Below are 14,312 nucleotides of genomic sequence, written 5' to 3' on the forward strand. Positions count from 1 at the left end.
GAGCGGCCATGTTCGTCGACCACACCCTCGAGTCCGCCCCGTCCGCCGCCCGCCCCGTGATGGAAGCCGTCGCCCACCGCATGGGCGGCCACCTCCCGCCGGCCGTCGCCCGCATGGCGGCCTCGCCCGAACTGCTGGAGGGCTTCATGACCCTCACGGCCATGTTCGACCGCACCACCCTCGACCCGGTGGCCCGCGAGACGGTCATCATGACCGTCGCCACCCGCAACGGCTGCCAGGTCTGCGTCGACCTCCACACCCGCAAGCTCCGCACCCTGGGCGCCGACCCGGCCGCCGTCACCGCCCTCCGGGACGGCACCCCCCTGCCCGACGAACGCCTCGAAGCCGTACGGCGGTTCGTCGAGACGGTGTACGCCACGACGGGCGAGGTCGCCGACGAGGACCTGGCCGCCTTCCTCGCCCACGGCTACACGGAACGCAACGCCCTGGAGGTGGTCATGGGCATCGGTACGTACACCATGTCGACGTTCGCGAACCGGCTCACGCGGGCGTAGCGGGGGGTGGAGTCAGGCCGGGCTCGAACGTGGACCTGAGGTAGATGCGCGTCATGCCGGGCTTGTACTCATGAGAGAACGTCTCGATACAGCCCCCGTCCACGCTCCCGTCCGATGCCGTGCTCTCCGCCGGGCAGACGTCTCCCCTCAGGAGCCCCTCGACCAGCGTTTCAGGCTCTGACAGTCCCAGGTGAGCGAACCCGTCGGCCGGTTTGTAGTCCTTGCCCTCGGGATGGAAGTTCCGGACCAGCCGGGTGCCCTTGGGAGTGAGTGGCGCCAGATACGCCTTGGCTTCGGGGGAAGGCAGACTGAAACTCAAGAGCCCCGAGTCGTACCGCGCGCCCACCTTGTACCCGGCGCGCACATCGCCGGCTCCCTCCGGCACGGAGATGCCCATCTGTTCACTCATCCAGGCGGGCGTCGCCCCGTCCTCCCAGCAGCATTCTGTCTCCTGTTTCGCGGACTCGGTCAGCCACCTGTCGGCGAGCAGCGCGAAAACGCCGACACCGACGACGGCGAGCCCCAGCGCCACGGCCATCAGAAGCAGCAGCGGGCGCCGGACGGACGACCGCTTGCCGGCCTCCTCGCCACCATGCGTCATCGGCTGGTCCCTCCCCGGCCCTCGCGAGACTCCCGGCCGGTGTCCGCTCGCCCGCCCTCACGGCCGGGTTCGTCCGGGTCGGGGAGCGGGGCGGGGTTCGAAGTGGCCGAACCCAGGTCGTAGTGCTTGACCGAGCTGCTGCCCGACATGTCGAACTCCTGCGCCAGGCCGGTGTTGTGCAGCCTGGCCATCTGGCCATCCGGAATCTGGACACCGACGACGTCCACGCCCTTGTTCTCGTCCCAGTTGTAGCGGTCCCAGGCGTTGACCTGATAGTCGAGCCCGACCTTGGGCCGGCCATCGGCGCCAGGAATGACCGTGACGACACCGGTTACGTTCGCCCTGGTGGAGCCGACGGCGTAGAACCAGTTCTGGTCGTTGTCCTGGCGGAACTCGTAGTCCCGTAGGTTGCGCGTCTCCACAGGGATGGCTACGGGGCGGCCACCATTGGCCTCGTATGCAGCCAGCGCCATTTCGCGCCACTCATCCTGTTGCCGTCTGATGTGGCCTTCCATGTGGACCCTGAAGCCCTCGTTGTCGGAGAGCATTTTGTCGACGGGCATATCCATGTGCTCGCCGTTGTCGTCCAAGTAGTGATCCATGTTCCGAGCGGCGTCGACAAGCCCCCCGGTGTCGGCCCCCTCGGTGATCACCTTCATCTTCAGGCGGGTCGCCCACTCCTCCGCACCCGGGTCCTCGACGTCATAAGGTCCGGAGCCCTTGTCCGGGGCGATCCTCTTCACCGTCGGGGTCAGCAGCCCGGCCGCCAGGAGGTTGTCCTTCTGGTCCTTCCACAGCTCCGCCCGTGCGTCGGGACTGAGCGACGTCCACAGACGCCGCAGCTCTGCGCGCTGTTTCGGGTCGGCGTCGGCGCCCAGCGAGGCCAGATTCATCGCGCGCGGAAGCTGGTCCTCGTCCAGGGACGTGTACGTGGCGTGTCCGGCGTTGTGCGGGTCACCCCCGTGGCTGCGCTTCAGGGCCCGGGTCGCGGCCGCGTCCACCTCCGCGGCGTGGGCGATGACACCCGTGATCGTGTCGGCGTACCACTGCATCAGGTCCTTGGTGCGCTGTGTGGTGCCCTCGGGAGTGCACATCATTTCCATCACGCGTACGGTGCCGTCGCCCGCGTCAGTCACCAGAAGGCCGGCATCCTTCTCGCTCCCCCTCGCGGCTTCCTCCGTGAGGGCCTTCGCCCGCTTCTGAAGGTTCACCAATTCCGCGTGCGCATCGGCGAGGACGCTGTGAATGCTCGCCGCCTCGGCCCGCAGGTCCGCGAACTCCTTCGTGGCGCTGCGGACGAAGTCCTTGGTGACCGTGGCGTTGACCCCCTGCCAACGCGCCGCTTCGGACTTCTTCAACAGCCCGTCCCTGGCCGCGGTCTCCAGCTTCGCCAGTTCACCGACCATGATTTTCCAGTCGGCGACCGCCGTGCTCAGTTTGCCCAGGTCCATGGTCATCACGTCTGTGTACGTCAGTGTCGCCACCCCTGCTCACCCCCCGTCAGCGCACGAGCTTGGAAATTTCGGACACTGGCACCGCAGAGCCGTCACGGCCCCGGATGGACGCTGCGATGTGCGCGTCCTCCTCCCGGTAGGACTTCTGCGAATAGTCCAGGTGGTTGGAGATGTGCGCGCACATCTGCAGAACGGTCCTGACCTGTGAGGTCCACACCGAGAGCGTCGTCAGGAGCTCGCCGCCCATGGTCATGTGGTGGGAGGACAGTTCCGCGGACGCCCTCGCCGTCGACCCCGAACCGTCCTTGTCGCTGCCGGAGCCGGCGATGTCCGCGCCTTTCCGCAGCATCCCGTGCAGCACGAAGGCCTCGTGGCCCACGGCACCGAGATCGTCTTGTTTCACCACCAGGTCGTGGGGCGAACTCGGCGCTCCACTACCCGGGCCCACGAGCGAGGTCCGCTCACTGTCGAATGCCACCGTTCCCCCGATCCACGGTCGATCACCGTCAAATGTCCACCATAGGCGGCGGGTTGTCCGGCCGCCTCACGCCGACGAGCCGGACCCGACGTTGTCGGCCATGCGGCGCAGGACCTTGAGCGCGGCGACGTACTCGTCGTCGGTGATGCCGTCGTGGATCTGCGCGCGGATGCCGGTGACCAGCTTCTTGATACGGGCCTTCGCGGCGCGGCCCTCGTCGGTGAGGTGCAGGCGCCGCTCGTCGTCCAGGCGCAGCCAGCCCCGGTGGAGCAGGTGGTCCACGGCCCGGGAGGCGTCGTGCGGGGTGTCCGCGACATCGGCGAGCCCGGTGACGACGACCTCGCGGGTGACGTGGTCGTCGCCGTCGACGCGGTTGAGCGTCCACCACTGGGGCTGGGTGACGTCCACGCGGGCCATGGCGTCGCGGATGTGGGTGATGACGGCCTTGTGGACGACGCCGCTCCAGTAGCCGATGGGCTGGGAGGCGAGGTCGGTGTCGGTGGCGGCGGGGTTGGCGGGAGCGGTGACTGTCGGTGTCGTCGTCATGCGGACGACCGTAGGACCTCAACCGCGATCGAGGTCAACTCCCTTATGGGGCGCGTCGGTCCACGGTCGGAGACCGCCGTACGTCCAGGGTGCGATCCGGTTGGGGCCACGGGGGGACGCCCGGAGCGGGGTGTGCTGCCTAGCCTCGCCGGTATGCATCGACTGCCTCGCGGCACGGCCGCCGCTCTCCTCGGTCTGTCCCTCGCCCTGCTCGGTACGGGCGTCGCCCACGCCGCCCCCGGCGCGCCTGTGGCCACCGCCGCCGAATCCGCCCGCGTACGCCTCGAACTACCGGCGCCCACCGGCCCGTACGCGGTGGGCCGCGACACCCTCCACCTCGTCGACAAGAGCCGCCCCGACCCCTGGGTCCCCGAGGCCGGGGCGCGCGAGCTGATGGTGTCGATGTACTACCCCGCCCGCCCCGGGGGCGGCCGGACGGCCCCGTACATGACCAGGGGCGAGGCCCAGGCCTTCATCGACGACCGGGAACTGACCGACAAGGTGCCCGCCGGAACGCTCAGCGGCACCCGCACCAACGCACGCCCCGGCGCCGCGCCCCTGCGCGGGAAGTACCCGCTCGTGGTGCTGTCGCCCGGGTTCACCGTCAACCGCTCCACCCTGACCCTGCTCGCCGAGGAACTGGCGAGTCAGGGGTACGTCGTCGCCGCCGTCGACCACGCCTACGAGTCGGTCGGCACGGCCTTCCCCGGTGGCCGCCTGCTGACCTGCGTCGCCTGCGAGAAGATCCAGCCCGGTGGGTACGGCGTGGTGCCCGAGGGCCGGGCCAAGGACGTGTCGTTCCTCCTCGACCGGCTCCTCGCCGGCAAGCACTCCGCCTGGCGACACGCCCGCATGATCGACGACACCCGGATCGGCATGGCGGGGCACTCCATAGGCGGCGCCTCCGCGATGTCCACCATGGTCCGCGACCAACGAGTGCACGCCGGGGCCAACATGGACGGCTCGTTCATGGAGCCGGTACCGGCAAAGGGCCTGGGCGGCCGTCCCTTCATGATGCTCGGAACCGGCGACGACGACCGCTCCTGGGTACGCGACTGGCCCCTCCTGGACGGCTGGAAGCGCTGGATCAACGTCACGGGATCGGACCACTTCACCTTCACCGACACCCCGGTCCTCGCCGACCAACTCGGTCTGCTGCCCCCGGAGGAGGAGCTGTCGGGCAAGCGGTCGCAGGAGATCACACGCGCCTACGTCACGGCCTTCTTCGACCAGCACCTGAAGGGTGTGGACCGGGAGCTACTGGACGGGCCGACCGCCGAACACCCGGAGGTGGTGTTCCACAAGGCGGGCTGATCGGCCGAACTGACAAATGTCATGCGTTCCTGTGACACCAATCGCCCCCAGGGCTGAGGCACTTGACGTGCCTGGCCCATGAGGATGGTCGACGGCGCACACACCGGTGCGCCGTCGACCGTGCAGGAAGGCCCATGGACCCCACCACTCGCCGTGCCCCCTCCCCGCTCCGCCGCAACATCCACCGCGCCGCGCTCGCCTCCAGCGCCGCCCTGCTCTCGCTCGCCGCCGGTGCGCTTCCGGCCCACGCCTCGGCCACGACGCCCACGGCCGTCACCGCGTCGGCCCCGAGCCACGGCCACGACCACCGTCTCGACCGCAAGGCCCTGCGGGAGTCGCTCGCGGCGATCCACCAGGCGGGCATGTACGGCACGTACTCCACCGTCCGGGACGGCGCGTCGTCATGGCGGGGCGCCGCCGGGACCGCCGACCTGGGCACCGGGCGCCCCGTACGGGCGGACCTCCAGCACCGGGTCGGCTCCATCACCAAGACCTTCACCGCCGTCGCCGTCCTCCAGCAGGTCGCCAAGGGACGCATCGAACTCGACGCGCCCATCGGCCGCTACCTGCCCGAGCTGATACCCGGGGAGCGCGGACAGGCCATCACGGTCCGCATGCTCCTCAACCACACCAGTGGCCTCGGCGACCACATACTCGGTGCCTTCCCCGGTCTCCTGGAGGACCCGGGCAAGGCCCTCGACGCCCGCCGCTTCCACCGTTTCGACCCCGAGGAGCTCGTACGCCTCGGCCTCGCCGCACCCCCGGCCGCACCGCGCGGCACGCACGCGTACTCCAACACCAACTACGTCATCGCCGGTCTGCTGCTGCGCGAGGTGACGGGCCAGGAGCCCGAGCAGTACATCGCCCGCAACGTCATCCGCAAGGCCGGGCTGCGGCACACCTACTTCCCGCGCACACCCTTCCTGACCGGCCGGCACGCGAAGATGTACGAGTCGATGTACGGGATGATCGAGCCCGCCCGCGACTACAGCGTCTACGACATGTCCTGGTGCGGCCCGGCCGGGAACCTGGTGTCGACCATGGACGACCTCAACTCCTTCTACCGGCAGCTCCTGAGCGGCAAGCTGCTCGGCCCCGCCGAGCTGGACGCCATGAAGACCACGGTGCCCGCGCACCAGCCGCCGCCCGGCGGTGAGGTGACGTTCCGCTACGGGCTCGGGCTCTACACGCTGAAGATGCCCGACGGCCGGTGGTACTGGGGCCATGACGGAGGCGTCTTCGGCGCCGGTACGTGGGCACTGTCCACCGAGGACGGCCGCCGCCAGGTCGCGCTCGGCTGGAACCTCATGAAGTACCAGCGCTTCGACGAGCAGGGCCGGATGAAGCCGCACCCCATCGACGCGGCGATGCTCCACCACATGACGGTGGCCCTCGGCGGCACCCCGGCCGCCGCGCGGCCCGCCGCCCGGGCCCAGACCGTGGCGCCGGGCCCGGTGGCGCCGCTCGCCACCGCGACGGCCGACGCCCTGCGCCTGCGGCGCTAGGGCTCCGCGGGGACCTCCGGCCTAACGGAGGTCCCCCAGCCCACGGACGAAGTCCCGTTCGTGGAACGTAACTTGTTGCGTGAGATGGTCGAACGTGCGGTGCGGTGACCGCGCCATCACGCGCTGTGTGCACACATGGAGCGGTCCCCGGCGGTGCGGCAACAGCAATTGGTGAGGCGCTCTCGGCCGTCCTTGTCGTCAGCCGCCCTCATCCGGCGAAGTGCCGCGTCACCTCCCGTGTGAACACCTGCGCGGCCGGTGCGATCCATCGCCGGCTGTTGCGGGCCAGCACGACGGGCACGTCGGCGAAGCCCGGTCCGTGGACCCGTGCCAGCCGGCCCTGACGCAGGTGCTCCTCCACCGTCGTCAGCGGGAGCAGGGCGAGGCCCAGTCCGGCGGCCACGCAGCCACGCGCCGCGTCGACGCTCCCGAACCGGGTCAGCCGCGGCCGGGCCACGGCCACGGCGAGCAGTCGCCGCTCCAGGGCGTCGCTGTAACAGCAGCCCTCCTCCAGCAGGAAGAAGTCCTCCGCCGCGAGCTCCTCCCAGGAGACGGCACGTGTGCGGGCGGCGAGCGGGTGTCCGGGGGAGCAGACGAGGGCGACCGGTTCACGGGCGACCGGCTCGGCCGCCACATCGGGGAAGTCGGCGTCCTCCTCCAGCAGCAGGGCCACGTCCAGACGTCCGGACCGGAGACCCTCGACGCACTCCGCCGTGCCCGCGGCGTGGAGGTGTACGTCGATCTCCGGATGGCGGGTACGCAAGGCCGCCATGACGCCCGGGAGCCGGGTGGAGCACAGCGACTCCGGGGTGCCCACGACCACCCGACCCCTCACGGCCCCGTCATCGTCGCCGCCGGCGGCCCGCAGGCGCGTCACGGCGTCGAGGACGTTCTCGGCCTCCACCAGCAGCCGCCGCCCGGAGTCGGTGAGCAGCGCGCCCGTGGGGAGCCGGTCGAAGAGCCGGGTGCCGAGCTCGTGTTCCAGGGTGCGGATGTGCACGGTGACCGTGGACTGCGCCACGTGCAGCTCCGTGGCGGCGGCGGTGAAGCTGCCGGTCCGGGCGAGGGTCGTGAAGGTCTGCAGAAGCCGGGTGTCCACGAGCCCAGGCTATGTGATGTGCGCATGGACCCGATGCGAAGCGATCGTTGGACGCGATGAGCAGGCGCGCGCCAGCATAGGGCCATGACCACCGAAACCCACGGCTCGCTGACCGAGACCCTCCGTTACTCCGCCTTCACCGACGACCCGAGGGGTGGCAACCCCGCCGGTGTCGTGCTCGACGCCTCCGGGCTGGACGAGGCGGCGATGCTCGCGGTCGCCGCCGACCTCGGCTACTCGGAGACCGCGTTCGTGACGCGCGGGGACGAAGCGGCGCGACGGTTCCAGGTCCGTTACTTCAGCCCGCTCGCCGAAGTGGCGTTCTGCGGACACGCCACCATCGCCCTGACCGTCGCGCTCGCCGAGCGGCTGGGCGTCGGCGACCTCCTCCTCGACACCCCCGTGGGCGAGATTCCTGTGGCCACCGGCCGCGACGGCTCGGGCGCGGTGGTGGCCACGCTGACCAGCGTCCCCACCCGCAGCCGGCCGGCCGCCGACTCGGAGCTGGACGAGGCACTGCGCGCCCTGGGATGGTCCGGCGCCGACCTCGACCCGGCCCTGCCCCCGCACGTGGCCTTCGGCGGCAACGAGCACCTGGTCCTGGCCGCCGCCTCGCGAGCGCGCCTGGCCGACCTGGCCTACGACTTCGACGCCCTGGGGGCGGTGATGCGGGAACACGGGTGGACGACCGTGAACCTGGTCTGGCGGGAGTCGCCGGAGCGGTTCCACGCCCGCAACCCCTTCCCCGTGGGCGGTGTCGTGGAGGACCCGGCGACCGGAGCGGCGGCCGCGGCGCTCGGGGGCTACCTCCGCACGCTGGGCCTGGTCACCCGTCCCACCACGATCGCGATCCGCCAGGGAGAGGACATGGGCCGTCCCAGCGACCTGCTGATCGACGTGTCCCCGCAGGACCCCCGCACGCGGGTGACCGGACGGGCCGTCCCGATCGGCTAGCCGTTCTCCGCGTTGCCTTCGCCGCTCCCCGGTGATCCGGCCGGGTCGTCGGAGGCATGCGAACGCGTATGTGTGAAGCACGGTGGATGTGCGCGGGCCGCCCGCCAGGGCGCCTCTACTTCGACGGTTCAGCCATCGGGATGTCTCAAGTCTGTCCCGGCGGGCCTGACTTCGCTGTTCGCAGCCCTAAAGTCGATCTACGTACTGCGCTGTCGCATCACCCTGCGCAGCCCGATAATCCCGACCCTACGGAAGGCACTGCATGCGCACGCTCAAGCGCTCCACGTCCACGGCTGTCATCATCACCGCGCTCGCGGGCACCGCCGCCATCGCGACCGCGACCCCGGCCGCCGCGGCCGACTACCGGTGCACCACCAGCACCAAGTCCGTGGACGACGCGGCGTACGACGGCCCCTGGGCCGACAACTGGGACTTCAAGGTCAGCCTGTGCGCCAAGCGCTCCGGTTCCACCGTCTACACGTACGCCAGGATCAGCTGGGACGGTCCGGCGTACGGCCAGGTCGACGACAGCACGATATTCGACGGGGCCTACTTCAAGCTGCAGGTCAAGAAGTCGCAGTCCGGCACCGACCCGGTGAAGAAGTCCGCCAACTACTGGGGCATCGAGTCGCGGCTGGAGAACAGCGACTCCAACGCCAACTACAACAACGCGTACACCACGCCCGTGATGAGCTACGCCATCGGCTCCAGCCGCGGCCTGGCCGACGGCGAGCTGTTCCTGGACTGGAACAACGACGGCAAGGGCTTCGGGAAGCACCTGTTCACCGCGTCGCCCTCGGTCTGATCCGGGCTTACCGTCCCGAAGGCGGGGCGTAAGGCCCGCCCAGCCCCCACGCCTGGTGAATCGCCGTCGCGAAGGCGGCGGCGAGCTTGTGCTCGCCCGAGGGGCCGGGGTGGGTGCCGTCGTAGGTGTCGGTGTGGATGTCGTACGTCTCCGGCGGCGACGCCAGCAGCAGGGGCGAGCCGGGTTCGTCGAGGTCGGCGACCGCTTTGGCGAGGAGCTCGTTGAAGCGGGCGCACTCGGCGGCGAAGGGCGGCTCGTCCTCGGCCCGTATGTTGGGGATCACTGGGAGGAGGACGGCCCGGACGCGCGGGTTGGCGGCGCGGGCCGCACCGATGAAGGAGCGGACGTTCTCGGACGTCTGGGCGCTGTTGGTGTAGAAGCCGAGGTCTATGAGGCCCAGGGACACCAGCAGCACGTCCGCCCCGGCCGTGGCGATCGCCTCGCCGATCAGCGGCGCCATGTGCAGCCAGCCCTCGCCCCAGCCGGACAGGTGCCTGCGGGCGCCGGCGGGGAACGCCGGGTCGGCGTACGTGTGGGAGACGGCGGCGCCGGCCGCCGCGTCGTACAGCTCCGTGCGCGGGCCGACGATCGCGTACGGCCCGTCGAAGGCCGCTTCGAGGTGCTGCCACATCCGGTAGCGCCAGGTGTAGTCGCCGGCGCGTCCGATGGTCATGGAGTCGCCGACGAACATGAAACGCATGGGGGTCATCATGGCCGACCCCGCCCGGGAAGTGCGATGTGACCATGGACACTGGGGTCATGCGTTCGTTGCGTACGACCCCCCTGGCGGTGGCCCTCGCCGTGGTGGCGCTCTCCGCCGGCCCGGCCGTTGCCGAGGAGGGCGGGTTCACCATGAAGGACCCTCGGATCACCGAGTCCAGCGGCCTGGCCGCCAGCCGTGCGCACCCGGGCGTCTACTGGACGCACAACGACCAGGACGGGCCACGGGTCTTCGCCGTGGACGGGCGCACCGGCGAGACCGTCGCCACCATCACCCTCCGGGGCGTCGGCACGCCCCGGGACATGGAAGCGGTCTCCGTCGGGCCCGACGGGCACGTGTACGTGGGTGACATCGGCGACAACCTCGACGGCTCCTGGCCGCACGTGTGGATCTACCGCTTCCCCGAGCCGGAGAAGCTGCGCGACCAGTCCGTGGAGGCCACCCAGTACACGGTGACCTACGCCGACGGGCCCCGGAACGCCGAGGCGTTGATGGTGCACCCCTCGACCGGGCGGGTCTACATCGCGTCCAAGAACGAGGACGGCGGCGGACTGTACGAGGGTCCCGCGCGGCTGAGCGCGGGCGGCCCGAACGTCTTCCGGCGGATCGGCGAGGTGCCGTGGGTCACCGACGGGGCGTTCTCGCCGGACGGGCGGGAGCTGGTGCTGCGCGGGTACTTCAGCGCGCGGGCGTACGCCTGGAAGGACGGGCGGCCCGGCGCCGAGAAGCGGGTGAACGCGCCGATCCAGCGGCAGTCGGAGTCGGTGACGTACACGGCGGACGGATCGGCGCTGATGTTCGGCTCGGAGGGGGTGCGCAGCGAGGTCGTGCGTGTGCCGGTGGAGAAGGGTGCGGGGGAGTCCTCGGGGACGCCCGCGCCCGGCGGCGGTTCGTCCGGGAGCGGTGCGCCGGGCGACGGCTCGCCCGGGACGGGTACGGGTGCGGGCGACGGCGGGAACGCCACGCTGGGCGCGCTGGTCCTGGCGGGGTTCGCCGCCGTCGTACTGGGGTGGCGGCGTTTGCGGCGGCCCCGGGGCTGAGGACGTCCGAAGGCCGGTGCCCCGTGGCGGGGTACCGGCCTTCGTGCTGGGTGGTCCGGGGGGCTCAGGCGGCGAGCTCGGGCTCCTTGGCCGCGTCCGGCGCCGGGGTGGCGGCGGCCGGCTTGGTGTCGCGCATCACCAGGGTGGCCAGGAGGGCGGCGGCCAGGACGCCGATCGCGCTGATGGTGAAGGTGGTGGACATCGAGGTGGTGAAGGCGTCCCGGGCGGCCCGCACCAGCCCGGCGTCGCCCTGGGCGGCTGCCAGCGCACCGCCGATGGAGTGCTTCGCGGCCTCGGGGGCGTCGGCGGGCATCTGCCGGGCGAACCCGTTGGCCAGGAGTGAGCCGAGGATCGCGATGCCGAGGGCGGTTCCGGCCTGCTGGATGGTGTCGTTCAGGGCGGAGCCGACGCCGGCCTTCTCCTCGGGGATGGTGCTCATCAGGGCGCCCACGGCGGCCGGCATCGCGAGGCCCGCGCCGAGGCCGAGCAGTCCGAGCGCGACGGCCGGGACGGCGAAGCCGGTGTCGGCGGAGACGGTGGCCAGCAGGCCGAAGGAGGCGGCCATCAGCAGCATTCCGGCCAGGATCAGCGGGCGGTTGCCGGTCTTGGCGGCGAGCCCGCCGCCCAGGCCGTTGCCGATGAGCGCGGCGACGGCGAGCGGTACGAAGGCGAGGCCCGCCTCGATCGCCGAGTAGCCCAGGACGAACTGGAGGTACTGGGTGAGGACCAGCAGCAGGCCGCCGTTGCCGACCTGCACCAGGGTCAGCGAGAGGGAGCCGCCGCTGAAGTTGCGCTGCTTGAACAGGACCAGCGGGACCATCGGGGCGGCGGTGACGTTCTCCCAGACGACGAACCCGGTGAGGGAGACGACGGCGACGGTCAGGGTGACCGCCGAGCGGCCCTCGAAGGCGCCGTGCTGCGGGAGTTCGATGATCCACCAGATCAGCGCGGTCATACCGGCCGCGGACAGCACCGCGCCGAGCGGATCGGGCTTCTGCCAGGGGCCCTTGGACTCGGGCATGAGGGTGAGGGCGGCGAGGATCGCCAGGGCGACGACGGGGACGTTGAGCAGGAAGATCGAGTGCCAGGTGAAGTGGTCGATCAGGACGCCGCCGAGCACGGGGCTGCCGACCAGGCCGAGCATCGACACCGAACCCCAGGCCGCCATCGCCTTGCCGCGCTCGTCCTCGTCGAAAACGGTGATGAGGATCGACAGCGTCGAAGGCATGATCAGCGCGCCGCCGACGCCCATCGCGACCCGTGCGGCGATGACTTCACCGGGGCTGGTGCAGAAGGTGGCGGCCAGTGACGCCGCTCCGAAGAGCAGGAGGCCGACCAGCATCACCTTCCGGCGGCCGAAGCGGTCACCGAGGCTTCCGGAGGTGAGCAGCAGGCCGGCGAAGACCAGGATGTAGGAATCCAGGATCCACTGGGTGTCCTGGGCGCTCGCGCCGAGGTCCTCGGTCAGCGACGGTACGGCGACGGTCAGCGCCATGCTGTCCACCACCAGGACCAGCGAGCTGAGGCACAGCACGACGAGTATCCACCAGCGGCGTGGATTGCGGGATTCCATGGGTTGTCCTTTCGTCGGCTGCGTACGCCGTTCGCTCCGTTGCGAACACTGTACGCATGGCGGAACAGTGTTCGCAACATGCATGCGCTGTACGCTGGGTGCGAACGTTGTACGCCCCCAGTCGTCCTGTCGAGGAGTGCCATGGCCGCCAAGGCGAACCCGATTCCCTCCGTGTGGGCGCGGCAGCGCCGCGAGCCGGATCAGCCCGCGCTCAGCCGGGCCGCGATCGTGCGGGAGGCGATCGTCATGCTGGACGCCGACGGGATCGAGGCGCTCAGCATGCGCAAGCTCGGCGCCCGGCTGAACGCCGGCGCCACGTCCCTCTACCGGCACGTGGCCACCAAGGACGAGTTGATGGAGCTGGCGGTGGACGAGGTGTTCGGCGAGATCGGCGTCCCCGAACCGGGGGGCACCGACTGGCGGGCCGCTGTGGCCGAGGCCGCCGAGTCGTTCCGCGCGACGGCTCTGCGCCACCGCTGGCTGGCCTCGGTGCTCGGCCAGGCGGGCCTCGCCTACCTGGGGCCCAACCTCATGGCCTACTCCGAGCGGCTGGCCGCCCTGTTCACCGCCGCGGGCTTCCCCGAGCCGGACCGGGCGATCGACACCGTCCTGCTGTACGTCATCGGCATGAGCACCACGGAGGCCGCCTGGCTCACCACGGTCGCCCGCTCCGGTGAGACGGAGGCGGCGTTCATCGCCCGCCTCCTGCCCGCCGCCGAACAGGCCGCCGCCGGATACGAGCACCTCGCCGGTCCGTACGTCGCCACCCACGGGACCGACCCCGTGGCGCGTCGCGACGACAAGTTCCGCTACGGCCTGGACGTCGTCCTCGACGGCCTGGCGATGCGGCTGCCGGCCGCCTAGGTCCCGCGCCGGGCGGCGGCCCGGTCGACGGTCGCCGCGAAGCCGTCCACGAGGGCGCGCAGGCCGAACGCGAAGTGGTCGAAGTCGGCGGAGAACGCGTCCGGTGAGAGCGCCGCCATCATGGGGTAGTCGCCGGTGCGCATGGCGCGGTCGAGGAAGGGTGTCTGGCGCGTCCAGAACTCCTCGTCGCTGACGCCGGTCTCCTTCGCCGCCTCGACCGTCTCGGCCTCCATGCGCACGATGCCGGTGACGAAGCTCTGGACGGCGATGATCACCGAGATGAGCTCGGGGTCGGTGAGGCCCATGCTCTTCAGGCCCGTCAGGGCCAGTTCGAGGCCGCGCAGGGCACTGGGGCCGAGGACGGTGCGGGCCTGGTTGACCTTCAGCAGCCAGGGGTGGCGGCGGTAGAGGGCGAGTTCGGCGCGCGCCAGGGCCTCGAGGGCGACGCGCCAGTCGCAGGGCTCGGCCGGCTGGTCGGCCAGCATCAGGCCCCGGACGCGGTCGAGCATCAGGTCCAGCAGTTCGGCCTTGCCGGGGACGTACCGGTACAGCGACATCGTGCCGACGCCCAGGTCCGCGGAGAGCCGCCGCATCGAGACGGCGTCCAGGCCCTCGGCGTCGGCGACCTCCACGGCGGCGGTGACGATCCGGTCCACGGTCAGTCCGCGCTTGGGTCCCCGGGAGGGGGGTTCGCCGGTGCCCCAGAGCAGTTCGAGGCTGCGGGCGATGTCGCCGCTGCCGCTCGTCGCCGTCGTGCCGGTGCCGTCCCTGGTCATGGCGTCAGCGTAAATCACTGGACCAAAACTGAGTACGCTGTACGCTCGCTTGGGTACGGTGTACTCA

At 71.0% G+C, this 14,312-nt stretch carries 15 protein-coding genes; 7 read left to right on the forward strand and 8 right to left on the reverse strand.

What is annotated here, in order from left to right:
* Positions 1-8: 8 nt before the first annotated feature.
* A complete protein-coding gene (locus ACZ6C1_RS27885) occupies positions 9-515 on the forward strand; it encodes a carboxymuconolactone decarboxylase family protein (RefSeq protein ID WP_469244343.1) in 507 nt (168 codons plus the stop codon).
* Here the strand turns inward: ACZ6C1_RS27885 and ACZ6C1_RS27890 are convergent.
* The 4 genes from ACZ6C1_RS27890 to ACZ6C1_RS27905 all read right to left on the reverse strand — a co-directional run bounded on the left by ACZ6C1_RS27890 (position 502) and on the right by ACZ6C1_RS27905 (position 3,594).
* A complete protein-coding gene (locus ACZ6C1_RS27890) occupies positions 502-1,116 on the reverse strand; it encodes a hypothetical protein (protein ID WP_469244345.1) in 615 nt (204 codons plus the stop codon). The two genes, ACZ6C1_RS27885 and ACZ6C1_RS27890, sit on opposite strands and share 14 nt — an antisense overlap.
* Positions 1,113-2,573, reverse strand: coding sequence for a hypothetical protein (locus ACZ6C1_RS27895; RefSeq protein WP_469244346.1), 1,461 nt, complete (start codon positions 2,571-2,573; stop codon positions 1,113-1,115). The genes ACZ6C1_RS27890 and ACZ6C1_RS27895 overlap by 4 nt, the downstream gene beginning before the upstream one ends.
* Positions 2,574-2,616: 43 nt before the next feature.
* Positions 2,617-3,018, reverse strand: coding sequence for a hypothetical protein (locus tag ACZ6C1_RS27900; RefSeq protein ID WP_469244410.1), 402 nt, complete (start codon positions 3,016-3,018; stop codon positions 2,617-2,619).
* Positions 3,019-3,114: 96 nt separating this feature from the next.
* Positions 3,115-3,594, reverse strand: coding sequence for a MarR family winged helix-turn-helix transcriptional regulator (locus ACZ6C1_RS27905; protein WP_469244348.1), 480 nt, complete (start codon positions 3,592-3,594; stop codon positions 3,115-3,117).
* Positions 3,595-3,747: 153 nt separating this feature from the next.
* Here ACZ6C1_RS27905 and ACZ6C1_RS27910 point away from each other — a divergent pair, with 153 nt between their 5' ends.
* Positions 3,748-4,908 (forward strand): alpha/beta hydrolase family protein, encoded by a 1,161-nt coding sequence (locus tag ACZ6C1_RS27910; RefSeq protein ID WP_469244350.1) that lies wholly within the window; start codon positions 3,748-3,750, stop codon positions 4,906-4,908.
* Between the two features lie 134 nt (positions 4,909-5,042).
* Positions 5,043-6,413 (forward strand): serine hydrolase domain-containing protein, encoded by a 1,371-nt coding sequence (locus ACZ6C1_RS27915; protein WP_469244352.1) that lies wholly within the window; start codon positions 5,043-5,045, stop codon positions 6,411-6,413.
* A 208-nt stretch (positions 6,414-6,621) separates the two neighbouring features.
* Here the strand turns inward: ACZ6C1_RS27915 and ACZ6C1_RS27920 are convergent, their stop codons facing one another.
* The gene (locus ACZ6C1_RS27920; RefSeq protein ID WP_469244354.1) at positions 6,622-7,512 is read right to left on the reverse strand and encodes a LysR family transcriptional regulator; all 891 of its coding nucleotides are present in this window, start codon (positions 7,510-7,512) and stop codon (positions 6,622-6,624) included.
* Positions 7,513-7,596: 84 nt separating this feature from the next.
* Between ACZ6C1_RS27920 and ACZ6C1_RS27925 the strand changes: the two genes are divergently transcribed.
* Together ACZ6C1_RS27925 and ACZ6C1_RS27930 are read left to right on the forward strand one after the other, a co-directional pair.
* Positions 7,597-8,466, forward strand: coding sequence for a PhzF family phenazine biosynthesis isomerase (locus ACZ6C1_RS27925; RefSeq protein ID WP_469244355.1), 870 nt, complete (start codon positions 7,597-7,599; stop codon positions 8,464-8,466).
* Between the two features lie 262 nt (positions 8,467-8,728).
* The gene (locus ACZ6C1_RS27930) at positions 8,729-9,271 is read left to right on the forward strand and encodes a hypothetical protein (RefSeq protein ID WP_469244356.1); all 543 of its coding nucleotides are present in this window, start codon (positions 8,729-8,731) and stop codon (positions 9,269-9,271) included.
* A gap of 7 nt (positions 9,272-9,278) precedes the next feature.
* On the opposite strand, the gene ACZ6C1_RS27935 is transcribed toward ACZ6C1_RS27930, so the two are convergent.
* A complete protein-coding gene (locus ACZ6C1_RS27935) occupies positions 9,279-9,971 on the reverse strand; it encodes a GDSL-type esterase/lipase family protein (protein WP_469244358.1) in 693 nt (230 codons plus the stop codon).
* A 59-nt stretch (positions 9,972-10,030) separates the two neighbouring features.
* On the opposite strand from ACZ6C1_RS27935, the gene ACZ6C1_RS27940 reads away from it, so the two are divergent.
* On the forward strand, positions 10,031-11,032 hold the full coding sequence (locus ACZ6C1_RS27940; protein ID WP_469244360.1) for an SdiA-regulated/phytase-like domain-containing protein: 1,002 nt from the start codon (positions 10,031-10,033) through the stop codon (positions 11,030-11,032).
* A 64-nt stretch (positions 11,033-11,096) separates the two neighbouring features.
* On the opposite strand, the gene ACZ6C1_RS27945 is transcribed toward ACZ6C1_RS27940, so the two are convergent.
* Entirely contained in the window at positions 11,097-12,605 is a 1,509-nt protein-coding gene (locus ACZ6C1_RS27945) for an MFS transporter (protein ID WP_469244362.1), read from the reverse strand.
* A gap of 141 nt (positions 12,606-12,746) precedes the next feature.
* On the opposite strand from ACZ6C1_RS27945, the gene ACZ6C1_RS27950 reads away from it, so the two are divergent.
* Positions 12,747-13,469 (forward strand): TetR/AcrR family transcriptional regulator C-terminal domain-containing protein, encoded by a 723-nt coding sequence (locus ACZ6C1_RS27950; RefSeq protein WP_469244364.1) that lies wholly within the window; start codon positions 12,747-12,749, stop codon positions 13,467-13,469.
* On the opposite strand, the gene ACZ6C1_RS27955 is transcribed toward ACZ6C1_RS27950, so the two are convergent.
* Positions 13,466-14,245 carry a TetR/AcrR family transcriptional regulator gene (locus ACZ6C1_RS27955; RefSeq protein ID WP_469244366.1) on the reverse strand — a complete coding sequence of 260 codons (780 nt, stop codon included), beginning with the start codon at positions 14,243-14,245 and terminating at the stop codon, positions 13,466-13,468. The two genes, ACZ6C1_RS27950 and ACZ6C1_RS27955, sit on opposite strands and share 4 nt — an antisense overlap.
* Between the last annotated feature and the right edge of the window lie 67 nt (positions 14,246-14,312).

It is taken from the genome of Streptomyces sp. NPDC041796 (genome assembly GCF_055590785.1).

Excerpts from the sequence above, each read along its gene's own strand:
- ACZ6C1_RS27940 (WP_469244360.1), top strand. The coding sequence starts at position 10,031 with ATGCGTTCGTTGCGTACGACCCCCCTGGCGGTGGCCCTCGCCGTGGTG.
- ACZ6C1_RS27905 (WP_469244348.1), bottom strand. The coding sequence starts at position 3,594 with ATGACGACGACACCGACAGTCACCGCTCCCGCCAACCCCGCCGCCACC.
- ACZ6C1_RS27890 (WP_469244345.1), bottom strand. The coding sequence starts at position 1,116 with ATGACGCATGGTGGCGAGGAGGCCGGCAAGCGGTCGTCCGTCCGGCGC.
- ACZ6C1_RS27930 (WP_469244356.1), top strand. The coding sequence starts at position 8,729 with ATGCGCACGCTCAAGCGCTCCACGTCCACGGCTGTCATCATCACCGCG.
- ACZ6C1_RS27935 (WP_469244358.1), bottom strand. The coding sequence starts at position 9,971 with ATGCGTTTCATGTTCGTCGGCGACTCCATGACCATCGGACGCGCCGGC.
- ACZ6C1_RS27955 (WP_469244366.1), bottom strand. The coding sequence starts at position 14,245 with ATGACCAGGGACGGCACCGGCACGACGGCGACGAGCGGCAGCGGCGAC.
- ACZ6C1_RS27895 (WP_469244346.1), bottom strand. The coding sequence starts at position 2,573 with ATGACCATGGACCTGGGCAAACTGAGCACGGCGGTCGCCGACTGGAAA.
- ACZ6C1_RS27945 (WP_469244362.1), bottom strand. The coding sequence starts at position 12,605 with ATGGAATCCCGCAATCCACGCCGCTGGTGGATACTCGTCGTGCTGTGC.
- ACZ6C1_RS27885 (WP_469244343.1), top strand. The coding sequence starts at position 9 with ATGTTCGTCGACCACACCCTCGAGTCCGCCCCGTCCGCCGCCCGCCCC.
- ACZ6C1_RS27915 (WP_469244352.1), top strand. The coding sequence starts at position 5,043 with ATGGACCCCACCACTCGCCGTGCCCCCTCCCCGCTCCGCCGCAACATC.
- ACZ6C1_RS27925 (WP_469244355.1), top strand. The coding sequence starts at position 7,597 with ATGACCACCGAAACCCACGGCTCGCTGACCGAGACCCTCCGTTACTCC.
- ACZ6C1_RS27910 (WP_469244350.1), top strand. The coding sequence starts at position 3,748 with ATGCATCGACTGCCTCGCGGCACGGCCGCCGCTCTCCTCGGTCTGTCC.
- ACZ6C1_RS27950 (WP_469244364.1), top strand. The coding sequence starts at position 12,747 with ATGGCCGCCAAGGCGAACCCGATTCCCTCCGTGTGGGCGCGGCAGCGC.